The following is a 13,556-nucleotide window of genomic DNA, read 5'->3' as shown; positions in this document are numbered from 1 at the left end:
GGGGGGTGAATTACTTCGCCGCCATCCAGGTCTCGTTGCTGAGTTTTCTTATCGATGTTGATTTATCGATCGAGGTGGGGCGCAATGTCTTTTGATCAAAACGGGCTTGAGCAGTCTTTAGGATTTGCCGGGTTCGGTCGGTGGGAAATCGAGCCGGCGACCGGCTCTATGAGCTTTGACGAGCAATGCCGGGCTTTCTTCGGCGTCACTGCCGAAGAGGCGCAGTCCAAGGATGCGGTTATCTCCCGGCTACATCCGGAAGACCGGGCTCAAGTGGCTTCGGCGTTGAAAAATGTAAGGTCCATCGGTGACGTTTTTGACGAGACCTTCCGTCTAAATCTGCCAAACGGCCGCCAGCGTTGGATCCGCGGGATAGGCCAGCTCGGTCTACACTCGGGACTGCCACGTATTCTGGGCGTGAGCATGGACGTGACGGAGGAGTTGGAGCTGCGAATGCAAAGGCAGCTCCACCTCGACGAGATGAACCATCGGATCAAGAACCTATTCGCTCTGGTGTCCTCGATGGTTTCCAGTGCCGGGCGGGAAAGCCAGAGTAAGGAAGAACTCGTTGAGAATCTGAGGGGGCGGATCTCAGCGCTGGATCGTGCGCACTCTATGATGCTTCGGACGGATACGTCAAAGCCGCTGCCGCTCCGGGAACTGATCGACAATGTGCTGGCTCCGGCGCGAAGTGATCAATCCATCATCTCGCAGGGTGAAGACGTCATGGTTCCTGCTGAAGCTGTTACATCGTTTGTGCTTATCATCCACGAATGGGTGACAAATTCTACTAAGTATGGTGCGCTGAAGCATTGCGAAGGGGAGCTCGAAATCGCGTGGGCGGTCGTCGACGGAGTGCTCGAACTGATTTGGAGAGAGAAGGTGGCTGATTACGATTTCAACGCGGAAAAGGGGTTTGGCTCGCGCCTCCTTCAGGCGTGCGCATCGCAATTGGGCGCTGAGAAGCAGCGTTGCTTCGATAATGGACTGCTGACCATCCGATTGAAGTTTCCCATTGGCGAATAGAAGCCTTATCTGAAGTGGGAAATTACGCCTATCCGGAATTCAAAATGACACTCGGCGAGGGCGTTGTTGCAAAACTCGGCCGGTGAAGGATTCATATAGGGAATCCAGGCGGTTAGACTAACACCATGAGCAAGCCGAAGCCTGCCCGCTACCGCACCTCGAACTGGTCCACCTATAACAGGGCGCTGAAAAAGGCCCGCGTGAGGGATGGTTTCCCTCGACGCGGATGCTGGGTGGGGCTGGAGCATGCGCAGGCAGACCTGACTGCGGCTTCCCCGGTCAGGCTGCCAGCAGTTTCGGCAGCCTTGCGAGATTGCAGGCCGCCATTGTCAGCGTAAAGCGGGCGCGCACGCGCTCTATGCCGCGATACATGGTCTGTGTCAGGCCGCCGACGGTCTTGGCCCAGCCGAAGGGTTCCACGATCTTCTTTCGGCATCGCTGGGATTTGGCATAGCCGGGATGTCGGGTGGTCCGACCGTCGATGGCTGAATGGCGGGACTTCTGGGCGACATGCGGCGTCACCACGATCTGGCGCAGTTCGGCGACGAAATCGGCGCTGTCGTAGCCACGATCCGCTGCCAGGGTCAGACGCCGCGTCGAACCGGGCGAGTGCCGATGGAGCATGTCGATGGCGGCACGGCGCTCGGCGTGCCCGTCAGCTTGCGTGAGGTCGGCCTGCACGATCAGGCCGGAACGGTTCTCCATCAGGCTATGCCCCATGAAGCATAGCACCGCGCCAGCGCCGGGCGACTTCTTGAACAGCCGGGCTTCGGGATCAGTCATCGACGCATGCGTCGCGTTCGACCGACGTTCGCCACGAAAATCGACTTCGGCATTGCGGCTGCGGCGTGCGGGACGGGGCATGGGTTTGGGCTCGGCAGTGGATTGGTCAGGAGACGATGTTGGCGATACACGGTCATCTGGCGGGTCACCCGGATCGTCGTCCCGGTCGGGCATCGCACTGTCCTTTGGCTGGAAGCTCTTCATGGATGCCCAGGCCTTCACCAGCGTTCCGTCGACCGAGAAATGATCGTCGGACAGCAGCGGCGCGACCTCGCGATGCGCCAGGATGGCGGCCATGATCTTGCGGGACATGTCCGTGGTCAGCAGCCGGTCGCGGTTCTTCGTGAACACCGTGGGGACCCACACCGCGTCATCTATTCCGAGGCCTACGAACCACCAGAACAGCAAGTTGTAGTCCATCTGCTCCACGAGCTGCCGCTCGGATCGGATTGAGTAGAGGATTTGCAACAGGCTGGCGCGGATCAAGCGTTTCGGCGCAATGGAAGGACGGCCCTCACCCGCATAAAGTCGATCGAACTCGGCATCCAGTGAACGCAGGGCATCGTTGACGACGGATCTGATCTTGCGCAGCGGATGCCGGGACGGGATGCGCTCCTCAAGATCGACATAGCTGAACAGCGACCCCGTCACCTCGTCCGATCCGCGCATCGCCACCTCCATCATACCGTGGTGGCGATGAATCATGTTCCTCGATGCGCGTCGAGACCGGAGTTTTTCAGCAGCCTGATAAAGATGCGCTCAGGAAGCGCGCGGCGCTGCTGATCTGGCTGGACGAGGAGATGACCAGGCACGCGCCGGTCTTTTCGAACGCCGCTTTCCAGTTTGCCTATCGTCAAGGTTATGTTCGAGCTGCCGCTCAGGCAGAAAGCCGGGATGGTCGCGAGCCTCCTGCGCCTTGCTGGGCTTGATTGGCCTGTTCCGGATTACTCGACGCTTTGCCGCAGGCAGAAGACCCTGAATGCCAATCGGCAGGCAATCTTGACCCCCTATCGGCATCCAAAAATGACCCCCTTGGAGCGCCCGGGTAGCTGGCCCGATGCGGTGTAGCCCTCACACAGCGCAGCCGTATCGGGCCAGCGAGGTCTTGGTCATTCACGGGTCTTGAAGCGCCAGCTCTCGTTGCCGGTTTCGACGATGTCACAGTGATGGGTCAGCCGGTCGAGCAGCGTAGTGGTCATCTTGGCGTCGCCAAAGACCGAAGGCCATTCGCCGAAGTCGAGATTGGTCGTCACGATGATCGAGTTGCGCTCGTAGAGGCGGCTGATGAGATGGAACAGCAGCTGGCCGCCGGTCTGAGCGAAGGGAAGATACCCGAGTTCGTCGAGGATCAGGAAGTCGAGGCGGCACAGCAGGTCTGCGGTGCACCCCTGTCGATCGGCACGGGCGTCGGCATCGAGCTTGTTTACCAGGTCCACGACATTGAAGAAGCGCCCCCGCTTGCCGCGCCGGATGCAGGCCCGGGCGATGCTGACGGCCAGGTGCGATTTACCAGTCCCGGTGCCACCGATGAGCACGACATTGCGCTGCTGTTCGAGGAACTCCCCGGCGGCCAGATCGCGCACCAGCGTCTCGTTGACTGGCGTCTCTTCAAAGCTGAACTCATCGACCTCTTTCGCCAGAGGCAGCTTGGCGATCGTCATCTGGTATTTGATCGAGCGCGCCTGCTTCTCACTGATCTCGGCATTTAGCAGGTCGCCGACGATCTGTTGTGGTTCGTGCTGACGCTTCACCGCCGTGGTGATGATCTCATCGTAGGCGGCCTTCATGCCGTAGAGCTTCAGCTGGCTCATCGCGTCCAGCACCTGTGATCTTTCCATGGTTGGGTCTCTTGAGACTGTCGTAGCGTTTGCAATCGGCGACGGGCTCGCAGGTCAGTCGCAACGCGGCCGGCGTATCGATGGTCAGCGGCGGTGACGGCTCCCGATGCCGGGCCAAGATGTTGATGACGACCGAGGCTGCGGGGACCCCCTCGCTCAGGGCCTCGGCACAGGCAGCATCCACCGCATCCAGCCCATCGATTGGGATCATGCTGAGGATCTGGACCATCTGCCGGTCGCCGTTCGGCACCTTGCCAAGCTTGCGCTGCACGCGCCTGATCGCCGGCGGCAGGTCCCAGTCCTTGAAGGGGGCGCCATTCCGGAGGGCGCCGGGCTTACGAGCCAGAACCGGAATGTAGTGCAACGGGTCGTAGATGGCCTTGTCGCGGCCGAAGGCTCGGGCGTGCTGCCCCACGATCTTGCCGTCCTGCCAGAACTCGACCCGCTCGGCATAGGCACGGATCTCGACAGGTCGGCCAACGGCCCGGCCGTCCACGGAGTAGCGGTTCTTGTCGAACCGGACGAGGCAGGTCTTCAAGACCGACGCCGGCACGGCATGGCAGCCGTCGAACGGACCGACGTAGGGCACAAGACTCGCGCGCTCGTCCTGGAAGACCTCCCAGTTCGTTCGATCCCGAAGCTCCTGGTGCGGGTTGGCCTTGGCCCAGGCAACACAGCGATCCGCGAGCCAGGCGTTGAGTTCGGCGTAGCTCTTGAACTTCGGCCGTGGCACGAAGAACCGCCGTCGGACAACACCGACCTGGTTCTCGACCTGTCCCTTCTCCCAGCCGGATGCCGGGTTGCAGGCAACAGGATCGACGAGGTAATGCCCGCACATCTGCTGGAACCTGCGGTTGTAGGCGCGGTCGCGGCCGACGAAGATCGTGTCCACTGCCGTCTTCATGTTGTCGTAGATACCTCGCGCGCAGGCGCCGCCGAAGAAGGCGAACGCCTTGTCGTGGGCGTCAAATACCATCTCCTGCGTCTCACGCGGGTAGGCCCGAACGAAGAGCATCCGGCTGTGGCAGAGGCGGACGTGCGCCACCTTCACCGTGGTCGTCGCGCCATCGATCACTACGATCTCATGGCTCCAGTCGAACTGGTAGGCTTCCCCCGGATCGAAACTCAGCGGCACATAGGCCGCGGCAGATGCCACCTCTTCCTCCTTGGACCAGGAGGCCGCGTATCGCCGGACCGCATCATAGCCACCGTCATATCCTCGAGCCCGGAGTTCCTCGAAGGTGCGGATGCGGGTCAGTCGCTCGCGATTGGGCTTCCGCGCATTCACCGCCAGCATCTCGTCGAGCATGTCTTTCCAGGGCCCGATCTTCGGCAACGGCTGAATGGTCCGCTCGTAGGTGAGCTCCGTCGCACCGGACCGGATCACCTTGCGCACCGTGTTCCGCGATACTCGCAGCTCCCGGCAGATCTGCTTGATCGACTTCTTGTCCTGAAAATACGCCCGCCGGATCTTCGCTATCGTCTCCACGACCAACATCCCACTCTGTGCTCCCCGATGACCTCGGGGGCATCATCCACATCAGTGTAAGGGGGTCACTTTTGGACGCCGATCACCCCGCTACGGGGTCAAAATTACACGCAGGTTCACATTGAGAGGTGCGAGATTGTCGAAGCCCATCGTTCAGCGAGTAGCGCTGATCCAGCTATCGAAGAAGCACGATAGCTGGATCAAACCGGCCGCCGGGGTCTCTGTCACGTAAAGCGATATTTCTCAACCCGCTTACGGGCCAGTTCTGCCTGGGATTCGATGTGCTTCGCCAGATCGAAGACATGGACGCCCTTCCTGCCCTTGCGGTTGTCGGGTTCCATATGCGTGACCGGAATGAGCAGCTGCTTTGCAGCGATCTTCTTCAAAAAGGCTTCGGGTGACTGTTCGAAGTGGTGCCGCGCGACCTTCTCGATATTGATCACTGGGTCACCGTTGTTGAAAGCCAATAGTGTCATCATGGTGTATTGCAGCGTGTCCATTCTTCCATCCTTGTCATTGGAGGTTGTTGTGCGTGGGGAAGTGTTTCTTTCCCGGAGGGGGGAACCTGGGGTGGGTATGGCCGGCCGCCTGTAGTCCTTTCGGCCGGCCTCAGTTCTTCAAAGACCAATCAGCTTGAGCCAAGGCCAATCGGCGAATTTGTCGTCGTCCTGCTTGATGTGGGCGTAGCGCTGAAGCGTCGTCCAGTTCTTGTGGCCCGTATGTCGTTGCACTCGTGGGATATCCAATCCGATTTCGAACAGCCGGGATACTCCCTCGTGGCGCAAATCATGGAAGTGCAAGTCCGCAATACCGAGAACTTTGCATGCTTGAGTGAAGCGTCGGCTGATTGTGTCGGGATGATACGGAAAGATGCGCTCATCTGTTCTCGGCATCGCTCGGATCACAGCCAAGCCTTCCGTCCGAAGTCTGACCTCGACGTCGTTGCCCTGCGTCGCGGACGGGTGCTTCATGTCCCGAATGGTCAACGTCGGGTCTTGATCGGCAAGATCGGCTTCGAGATCCTTCCACTTTATCCGCGTATGTTCCGACTGACGGTAAGTAAGGAAGATCGCTGCAAGCACGACCATATGCATCGGCACGGCTCGTGGGTCTTCTGCGCTGAACGCCTCGAAATACTCCATGAGTTGATCCAACTCCTCAAGCGTGGGGCGACGAGTCCTACTTTTCGATTTTCCGATAAGGCCGAAGTGACGGCAGCTGCTGCGTGCCTGGAGAAACGATGCTTTCGGCATCACAAGGCCCGTGAGTGGCCCGGCATGCTCAATCACAACACCAAGATACGACATGTATCCCGACACGGTCGCCGGTGTCCGCGGCTTGCAGGCGTAGTAATTTTCGTCAGCGGTCAACGGATCAATAGGCGCAGGTTGATCGCCTGCACACAACGATCTGGCGATATCAAGGAAGTCCTTATCGGTCATGGTTGTGACGTTCTGTGCTGCGAAGTCGAACCTAATGAGAGACCTCAGGCACTGGAGCTTCGTCTTGCCGATGTCCCCCGGGTGCGCGTCAATGTAGGCCTGAATGGTCTCGGCCAGCGTCTTGTCTCTCTGTTTTTCGATCTGTTCGGCCGCGAAGCCGGGCGCGCTAAGACACTTCTCGACGTGCTTGACCCAAGTTTTGGCCTCCTTCAGGTTGTCGAAGGTCTCGACCTTGCTGAAGACGGTCTTACCCTTTTTCTTTCTGCGAACCTGAGCGGTGTAGGTGGTGGATCCGTCTTTGCGGTTGTTCGATCTAATGGTTCCCATGATGGGTCCTTTCATTGCTGGTGATCAGCAAATCGGGTCATCGAGGTGGATTGACGTGAACTTCCTCAAGGGGTTTCACAGCTCTCACAGAAGTCCGTGCTATGCGAGGTCGTAGTGAGGTTTGAAGTGTGGTCCGAGGGCTGATATGAGCCTCGAAACGGGCCTACAATTCCAACCTCGGGCCTACAATTGTAGGCCCTGATGCATGAAAACCCGCGAAAAGCGGCCAAAGTGACGGATTAGGCGGATGCTACAGCCTCCCGGAAAGCCAATGAAACAGGGGATTCCCAGTGTCCGCTCGGCCGCGCGCCTATCCGTCGCCCCGATGATGGACTGGACCGACCGGCATTGCCGCTATCTCCACCGGCTGCTGAGCCGCGAGACGCTGCTCTATACAGAGATGGTGACCGCACCTGCGCTCGTGCGCGGGGGCGCGCTGCATCTGCTCGACTACGCGCCGGAGGAGCATCCCGTTGCGCTGCAGCTCGGCGGCTCCGATCCTGCGGAACTGGCGCAGGCGGCGCGTCTGGGGGCAGATGCGGGCTATGACGAGATCAACCTGAATTGCGGCTGCCCCTCGGACCGGGTCCAGTCGGGGACCTTCGGCGCGGTGCTGATGAAACAGCCCGAACTGGTGGCAGACTGCGTCGCGGCGATGATCGCGGCGGTCGACACCGAGGTGACGGTGAAATGCCGCCTCGGCGTCGACGATCAGGAGCCGGAGGCGGTGCTGCCCGATTTCATAGAGAAGGTCGCGGCCGCCGGGGTGCGGCGGATCACGATCCACGCACGCAAGGCCTGGTTGCAGGGCCTCAGCCCGAAGGAAAACCGGGACATCCCGCCGCTGGACTATCCGCTGGTGGTGCGGATGAAACAGGCCTTCCCGGACCTGCATATTTCGATCAACGGCGGGATCGACAGCCTCGACCTGGCGGAGGAGCTGCTGGCGCAGGGGCTCGACGGGGTGATGATCGGCCGGGCGGCCTATCACCAGCCGGCGGATATTCTCTGCGCTGCGGACCGGCGCATCTATGGCGCCTCCGGGCCCGACAGCGATCCGATCGCGGCGGTCCACGGGATGCTGCCCTATATCGAGACGCATCTGGCGGCGGGCGGCAAGCTGGCGCAGGTCACGCGACATATGCTGGGGCTCTTCGCCGGACGGCCCGGGGCAAGGGTCTGGCGGCGCGTACTGTCGGAAGGCGCGCATCGCCCCGGTGCAGGCCCGGAGCTGGTGCTGGAGGCCCTCGCCGCGGTGCGGCCCGAGGCGGCGTAAGCGGCGTCCCCGGCACGTTCCGAGGCGACGTGCGCAGCCTCGCGCCTTGGGACCCGAGCTAGTTCGATCCGCGACTGCCCGGGCACTTCATCCCGGGCGGCGCAGAGCAGGGCGGCCTGAGCCGCCCCGTCCCCTGATCAGATCGCCACCTCGCGGCGCGGCGTCATCTGCGCCAGAACGAAGGCGAGCGCCCCGCAGAGCGCGATCGCGCCGACCATCGGCGTCGCGGTGCCGTCGAAGAACGTGCCTGCCACCACGATGGTCAACCCGCCCACCAGCATTTGCAGCGTTCCACCGAGCGAGGCCGCCATGCCCGCGATATCCCCGTGATCGTCGAGCGAGACCACCATCGTGGTGGGCATCACCACGCCGAGGAAGCTGTTGGCGAGGAAGAGCCCGGCGAGGATCAGCGGCAGGGAGCCGAAGCCCGCCACCAGCAGACCGAAGAGCAGTGCGGTCAGCGCGGCAAAGCCCGAGACGCCCACGAGGATCACCCGCGTGATCCCGATCCGCCGCCCCAGCGGCGCCGCGAACTGGGAGGCCGAGAAGAAGCCCACGGCGTTGAGCGCGAAAGCGAGCGAGAACTGCGTCGCGGAGAGGCCGAACTGGTCCACGTAGACGAAGCTGGCCGAGGAGATGAAGACGAAGAAGCTGGCCATGCCGAAGCCGCCCACCAGCGTCATCCCCATGAAGACCCGGTCGGTGACCAGCACTCGGGCCGCGCGCAGCATGGCTCCGGCCTTCATCGGTTCGCGATGTTCGGGCGCCAGCGTCTCGGGCAGGACGAAGAGCGTCAGCGCGAGCGACAGCGCCGCCACCCCGCAGAGCAGGCCGAAGATCTCGCGCCAGCCCCCGAAGGCCATGACGGTGGATCCCGCCAGCGGCGCCAGCATGGGCGAGATCGAGATCACCAGCATCACCATGGCCATCAGCCGCGTGGCGTCATTGCCGGTGTAGCGGTCGCGTACGATGGCGCGCGGCACGACCATGACGGCGGCCCCGCCAAGCCCCTGCACGGCGCGCCAGAGCGCCAGCTGACCGACGCTGTCCGCGAAGGCCGCGCCCAGCGATCCCAGCCCGAAGATCACCAGCCCGATCACGATCGGCAGGCGACGTCCGGCGGCATCGGCCATCGGCCCATAGACCAACTGTGCCACGCCGAAGGCGAGGAAATAGGCGGTGAGGGTGATCTGCGTGGCGGCCTCGGTCGCGCCGAACTCGGCGGCGATATTGGGCAGCGCGGGCAGGTACATGTCGATGGCAAAGGGGCCCACCATGGAGAGCAGGCCCAGGATGAGGGCAAAACGGAACATGAGAAACCTGTGCGGCTGAAAGGACGTCAAGGAAGGGGGAGCGGGCAGGGTGCCTTTGCCGGGTTTCTATCCCGCGCCGCCCCGGCGCGAAAGGCGCATCGGCGCACAAAGGGGCAGGCCAATTCCGCAAGGCGGCTTTGCGCCCGCTCTGCGCGCTGCGGCCCTTGTGCCGCCTCCCGCAACATGGTTAGGGGCCATTGTACACTGTTCAAGGAAAAGACGATGCCGGACACCGGGTTGCTGATCGAAATGCTGTTCCTCCTGATCGGGATCGGCGCCTTTGCCGGGGTGCTGGCGGGGCTTCTGGGTGTCGGTGGCGGGATCGTGCTGGTGCCGGGCTTCTTCTACGCCTTCACGGCGCTCGGCTATGGCAACGAGCAGCTGATGCAGGTCTGTCTTGGCACCTCGCTTGCAACGATCATCGTCACCTCGATCCGCTCACTCTCCTCGCACAACAAGAAGGGCGCGGTGGACTGGGACATCCTGAAACGCTGGGCCCCGGGCATCGTGGTCGGTGCGCTGATCGGCGTTCTGGTGGCCTCGGCGCTGCGCTCGCGCGAGTTGCAGCTGCTCTTCGGCTGCATCGGGCTCGTCATCGGCCTCTACCTGCTGTTCGGGCGCCAGCACTGGCGTCTGGGAGAAGAGATGCCCGGCGGGCTCCGGCGGATCATCCTGTCGCCGATGATCGGCTTCCTCTCGACCCTGATGGGGATCGGCGGCGGGTCCTTCGGGGTGCCGCTGATGACGCTCTACGGCCGTCCGATCCACCGCGCGGTGGCCACGGCGGCGGGCTTTGGCCTGACGATTGCCGTGCCCTCGGTGCTCGGCTTCCTGCTGCTGCCGATCCCGGGCGAGGCGACGCCGCCCTATACCGTCGGCGCGGTGAACCTGCCGGCCTTCCTAATCGTGATCTGCATGACGACGCTGACGGCGCCGCTGGGGGCCAAGCTGGCCCATGCCACCGATCCGAAACTCCTGCGCCGCATTTTCGCCATCTTCCTGCTGATGGTCGCCCTGAACATGCTGCGCAAGGCGCTGATGGGCTGAGGCCGGTCTGGGCCGAAAAGCGCCACTTTCCCAGTAGCTTATATCGACCATGTCGCGCCCCGCCTGATCCAGGCAGGGCGCGCTTTCGTTTCCGGAAACACGCCGTTTCCGCTGGGGCCGCAATCGCGCTCCCGAAATTCCCAGCAATCTCCCGACCGGCGCCGCGTGCCGGCCACAATCGCAGGCTCTACTGAGCGCGAGTTTTCGGGAGACGTCTCATGATCGAGCTTCTTGTCATCGTCGGGCTGGCCACCATCGGCATCGTCTTCACCTCCAACCTGGAGGCGGAGGCCGCGCGCAATGGCGGGCGCCGCAAGAAGAAGCGGCGCGGCGAGGAGAGCGAGGGCGGCCTCGGCATCTTCGGCCTCGACATCGCGCGCAAGCTGGGGCGGAAGCCGGCCGAGCCCTTGGGCCACGGCACCGCGGTGCGTCCCTTCGAGGAATGCGTGGAGGAAAGCGACGTCGACGACATCGAGCGCCGGGTGAGCGAGACGCTGGCCGCCGATCGCCGGGAGAGCGGGATGGGGGGCGATGCCCCGATCATGGTGCCCGTCCCGGATCCGGCGCTGGCGGACGTGGCCATCATCGAGGATTTCAACCCCGACGAGGATCGCATCGTGGTGGGCTACGACCCGGAGGCGGGCAATGCGCGCATCCATTTCCAGGAAGACCCGGACTGCCTCGGCGACGTGCGGGTCCTGATGAACGACGTGGTCGTGGCGGTTGTCCCGGATGGGCTGGGTCGCGTGGGTCTGCGCCACATCGAACTGGTGCCCTTCGACGAAATGGACGTGGACGAGGCCGCCTGAGGGATCAGGCGCCGCGGCACATCGGTCCCTGTGGATGTGGAGACGGGCCCCGGGGCCCGTTTTCTTGCTTCGAGGCCCGGCAACGGTGCCGTCCGACTGCGTGCGGCCGGTGGCGCTGAGGGGACAGCCACGTCCTCATGCGAACCGTATGGCGCCCGTGAAGGCGGATTAGCTTTCGCCGCGGGTCCGGCTGCGTCCGCCGCGCCGCTTGGCCAGCCGGGGCCGTCGCGCGGCGAGGCCCGCCATGATCACGCAGCGCTGTTCGCGGGTCATGGCGCTCCAGCCCGCGATCTCGTCCAGCGTGCGCAGGCAGCCGATGCAGAGCTTCTCTTCCGGGTGGATGACGCAGATCTTAACGCAGGGGCTGTCCACCTCGTCGCGTTTCCAGATCTCGTCCGTCATGCACCGGCCTTGATGTTGCGGATCCGGTCGAGGGCGCCCTGAAGGATGTAGGAGGCCGCCACGTGGTCGATCACCTCGGCCCGGCGCCGTCGCGAGGTGTCGGCCTCCAGCAGCGCGCGCTCTGCCGCGACGGTCGAGAGGCGCTCGTCCCAGAAGGTGATCGGGAGCTCCGCCATCCCCTCCAGCCGATTGAAGTTGCGCGCAAAGGCCCGGGTGGACTGGCAGCGCGGCCCCTCAGTCCCGTCCATGTTGCGCGGCAGGCCGAGGACGAGGCCGCCGATGCGGCGCTCCGCGATGATCCGCTGCAACTGCGCGGCATCGACGCCGAACTTCTTGCGCCGCACCGTCTCGAGCGGGGTCGCGACCGACAGGAAGGTGTCGGAGACCGCCACGCCGATGGTCTTGTCGCCAAGGTCCAGCCCGGCGAGCGCCTGCATCGGGGGCAGGGCGGCGATGAAGCTTTCAATCTCTTCGTGGATCATCCGTCGAGCCCCGCATCCTGTCCGGCCTGCTGAATGAGTTTCAGCCCCGCCGGATCCGTGGTGAAGACGCCGAGCGCCTCATCGCGGATCGCGCGGGCGCGGTCCGCATCTCCGAGGACGCCATAGGCGCGGATCAGGCGGGCCCATTCCTCGGCACTGCCGCCCTGGTTGGCCAGTCGTTCGGCAAGCCCCGAGACCATGCCCTGGATCATCGCCTGGCGGCCCTCGTCGTCAAGTTCGCCCGCGGCGGCGATGTCATCCTCGGAGGGGCCGGGCAGATCGGCGGCGGGCAGGGGCGGCTGGTAGTCGTCGCGCCCGGCGAGCTGCGCGACCTCCATGATCTGCGCACGGATCGGCGGCACCCATGCATCCTGCGGGCCGCTCTGGCGCAGCAGCCCGTCCCAGATCCGGAAGGCCAGATCGGGCCGGCCGGTCTGGCGCATCATGAGGCCGAGGTAATATTGCGCGGCGCCGTTTTTGGCATCGCGGGCGAGGGCGGCGCGCACCGCGCGCTCCGCCTCGGGCGAGACATAGCCGCCGGCGGCCAGCACCAGCATGTCGGCGTAATCGGCGTAATCCACCGCAGTGGCCTGCGGGCCGAGGACGCCCAGCAGTTTCTCCTGCGCGGCATAGGCGGCCTTGAAGTTGCCGAGCGCGCCTTCGTTGCGGGCCAGCAGGCGCAGGCCCTGCTCGTCGCCGGGACGCTGGGCCACGGCCTCGCGCAGGCGGGCCATGAGGTCCTTGTACTCGGCCGGGGCGTCGGTGTCTGAGGCGGAGGGCATCGAGGCCTCGGCAGTGGCCTGATCCGGGCGGCTCTCGCGCAATTCGCGCGCGGTCTCGATCCGGCCGGCCAGCGGCAGGTCGCCATAGCCCGGCGCACCGATCCGCCAGTAGAGCGCCACGGCCCCGCCGATGGTCAGCGCGACCACGGCCAGCATCACCCAGCGGGGCGCATTGCCCACGCCCCCGGCCTTGCCACGCTTGGCATCCGCCGCCAGCAGGCGGCGCGACACCTCGTTGCGGATCCGCTCGGCCTCCTCGGCCGGGATCACGCCGCGGGCGGCGTCGCGTTCGATTTCGGCCAGCTGGTCGCGGTAGACGCGCATGTCGTAATCCGCCGCATCCTGATCCTGCGTCGCGGGGCGCCGCAGCAGGGCAAGGCCCAGCCCGGCCGCCACGGCAAGGGCCATGACAATGATCAGGATCCAGAACAGCATAAACACTCGTCTCCGCGCAGCTTCGGCGCCCGGTGTAGCTGACGGACCCGCGCGGCAAAAGGTATAAACCGGTGTCTTGCGGCTTCGTGAAGCAGCGCGGCCCGT

Annotated in this window: 13 protein-coding genes and 1 pseudogene; 5 read left to right on the top strand and 9 right to left on the bottom strand. The window is 63.9% G+C overall.

All coding sequences use genetic code 11. The annotated features are described in order from the left end of the window. Positions 1-84 precede the first annotated feature (84 nt). On the top strand, positions 85-1,026 hold the full coding sequence (locus ACX9MO_RS18190; protein WP_462212857.1) for a sensor histidine kinase: 942 nt from the start codon (positions 85-87) through the stop codon (positions 1,024-1,026). Between the two features lie 279 nt (positions 1,027-1,305). Here the strand turns inward: ACX9MO_RS18190 and ACX9MO_RS18185 are convergent, their stop codons facing one another. Next, positions 1,306-2,478: an IS5 family transposase gene (locus ACX9MO_RS18185; RefSeq protein ID WP_462214478.1), complete on the bottom strand. Its 1,173-nt coding sequence runs from the start codon at positions 2,476-2,478 to the stop codon at positions 1,306-1,308. A 44-nt stretch (positions 2,479-2,522) separates the two neighbouring features. Here ACX9MO_RS18185 and ACX9MO_RS18180 point away from each other — a divergent pair. Beyond that, positions 2,523-2,823: pseudogene (locus tag ACX9MO_RS18180) on the top strand (transposase); the annotation flags it as partial. 95 nt (positions 2,824-2,918) lie between these two features. Here the strand turns inward: ACX9MO_RS18180 and istB are convergent. From istB to ACX9MO_RS18160, 4 genes are all read right to left on the bottom strand, one after another. Then, on the bottom strand, positions 2,919-3,647 hold the full coding sequence (gene istB / locus ACX9MO_RS18175; protein WP_462212856.1) for an IS21-like element ISPkr1 family helper ATPase IstB: 729 nt from the start codon (positions 3,645-3,647) through the stop codon (positions 2,919-2,921). Beyond that, positions 3,577-5,145, bottom strand: coding sequence for an IS21 family transposase (gene istA / locus ACX9MO_RS18170; RefSeq protein ID WP_462212855.1), 1,569 nt, complete (start codon positions 5,143-5,145; stop codon positions 3,577-3,579). The genes istB and istA overlap by 71 nt, the downstream gene beginning before the upstream one ends. A gap of 215 nt (positions 5,146-5,360) precedes the next feature. Continuing rightward, positions 5,361-5,636, bottom strand: coding sequence for a pyocin activator PrtN family protein (locus ACX9MO_RS18165; RefSeq protein ID WP_462212854.1), 276 nt, complete (start codon positions 5,634-5,636; stop codon positions 5,361-5,363). A 117-nt stretch (positions 5,637-5,753) separates the two neighbouring features. Then, on the bottom strand, positions 5,754-6,920 hold the full coding sequence (locus ACX9MO_RS18160) for a site-specific integrase (protein WP_462212853.1): 1,167 nt from the start codon (positions 6,918-6,920) through the stop codon (positions 5,754-5,756). Positions 6,921-7,176: 256 nt separating this feature from the next. Between ACX9MO_RS18160 and dusA the strand changes: the two genes are divergently transcribed. After that, positions 7,177-8,181, top strand: coding sequence for a tRNA dihydrouridine(20/20a) synthase DusA (dusA, locus tag ACX9MO_RS18155; protein WP_462212852.1), 1,005 nt, complete (start codon positions 7,177-7,179; stop codon positions 8,179-8,181). A gap of 137 nt (positions 8,182-8,318) precedes the next feature. Here dusA and ACX9MO_RS18150 read toward each other — a convergent pair whose 3' ends face one another. Beyond that, positions 8,319-9,494, bottom strand: coding sequence for a multidrug effflux MFS transporter (locus tag ACX9MO_RS18150; protein ID WP_462212851.1), 1,176 nt, complete (start codon positions 9,492-9,494; stop codon positions 8,319-8,321). 222 nt (positions 9,495-9,716) lie between these two features. Here ACX9MO_RS18150 and ACX9MO_RS18145 point away from each other — a divergent pair, with 222 nt between their 5' ends. Both ACX9MO_RS18145 and ACX9MO_RS18140 read left to right on the top strand, forming a co-directional pair. Continuing rightward, positions 9,717-10,541, top strand: a complete 825-nt coding sequence (locus ACX9MO_RS18145; protein ID WP_462212850.1) for a sulfite exporter TauE/SafE family protein — start codon at positions 9,717-9,719, stop codon at positions 10,539-10,541. A 218-nt stretch (positions 10,542-10,759) separates the two neighbouring features. Further along, positions 10,760-11,350: a hypothetical protein gene (locus tag ACX9MO_RS18140; RefSeq protein WP_222490006.1), complete on the top strand. Its 591-nt coding sequence runs from the start codon at positions 10,760-10,762 to the stop codon at positions 11,348-11,350. Between the two features lie 168 nt (positions 11,351-11,518). Here the strand turns inward: ACX9MO_RS18140 and ACX9MO_RS18135 are convergent, their stop codons facing one another. Genes ACX9MO_RS18135 through ccmI form a run of 3 tightly spaced genes read right to left on the bottom strand, consistent with a single transcriptional unit; the run spans position 11,519 to position 13,451 of the window. Beyond that, positions 11,519-11,752: a DUF1289 domain-containing protein gene (locus ACX9MO_RS18135; RefSeq protein WP_222490005.1), complete on the bottom strand. Its 234-nt coding sequence runs from the start codon at positions 11,750-11,752 to the stop codon at positions 11,519-11,521. Continuing rightward, positions 11,749-12,234: a Holliday junction resolvase RuvX gene (ruvX, locus tag ACX9MO_RS18130; RefSeq protein WP_222490004.1), complete on the bottom strand. Its 486-nt coding sequence runs from the start codon at positions 12,232-12,234 to the stop codon at positions 11,749-11,751. Before ruvX ends, ACX9MO_RS18135 begins: the two co-directional genes overlap by 4 nt. Continuing rightward, positions 12,231-13,451 (bottom strand): c-type cytochrome biogenesis protein CcmI, encoded by a 1,221-nt coding sequence (gene ccmI, locus ACX9MO_RS18125; RefSeq protein WP_462212849.1) that lies wholly within the window; start codon positions 13,449-13,451, stop codon positions 12,231-12,233. The genes ruvX and ccmI overlap by 4 nt, the downstream gene beginning before the upstream one ends. Between the last annotated feature and the right edge of the window lie 105 nt (positions 13,452-13,556).

This window comes from Pseudooceanicola profundus (assembly GCF_054919315.1).
The sequence above is the reverse complement of the archived record's forward strand: the minus strand, read 5'-3'. Positions and strand labels throughout refer to the sequence as shown.

Coding starts and splice junctions, on each gene's coding strand:
- ACX9MO_RS18190 (WP_462212857.1), top strand. CDS start 85: ATGTCTTTTGATCAAAACGGGCTTGAGCAGTCTTTAGGATTTGCCGGG.
- ACX9MO_RS18185 (WP_462214478.1), bottom strand. CDS start 2,478: ATGCGCGGATCGGACGAGGTGACGGGGTCGCTGTTCAGCTATGTCGAT.
- istB (WP_462212856.1), bottom strand. CDS start 3,647: ATGGAAAGATCACAGGTGCTGGACGCGATGAGCCAGCTGAAGCTCTAC.
- istA (WP_462212855.1), bottom strand. CDS start 5,145: ATGTTGGTCGTGGAGACGATAGCGAAGATCCGGCGGGCGTATTTTCAG.
- ACX9MO_RS18165 (WP_462212854.1), bottom strand. CDS start 5,636: ATGGACACGCTGCAATACACCATGATGACACTATTGGCTTTCAACAAC.
- ACX9MO_RS18160 (WP_462212853.1), bottom strand. CDS start 6,920: ATGAAAGGACCCATCATGGGAACCATTAGATCGAACAACCGCAAAGAC.
- dusA (WP_462212852.1), top strand. CDS start 7,177: ATGAAACAGGGGATTCCCAGTGTCCGCTCGGCCGCGCGCCTATCCGTC.
- ACX9MO_RS18150 (WP_462212851.1), bottom strand. CDS start 9,494: ATGTTCCGTTTTGCCCTCATCCTGGGCCTGCTCTCCATGGTGGGCCCC.
- ACX9MO_RS18145 (WP_462212850.1), top strand. CDS start 9,717: ATGCCGGACACCGGGTTGCTGATCGAAATGCTGTTCCTCCTGATCGGG.
- ACX9MO_RS18140 (WP_222490006.1), top strand. CDS start 10,760: ATGATCGAGCTTCTTGTCATCGTCGGGCTGGCCACCATCGGCATCGTC.
- ACX9MO_RS18135 (WP_222490005.1), bottom strand. CDS start 11,752: ATGACGGACGAGATCTGGAAACGCGACGAGGTGGACAGCCCCTGCGTT.
- ruvX (WP_222490004.1), bottom strand. CDS start 12,234: ATGATCCACGAAGAGATTGAAAGCTTCATCGCCGCCCTGCCCCCGATG.
- ccmI (WP_462212849.1), bottom strand. CDS start 13,451: ATGCTGTTCTGGATCCTGATCATTGTCATGGCCCTTGCCGTGGCGGCC.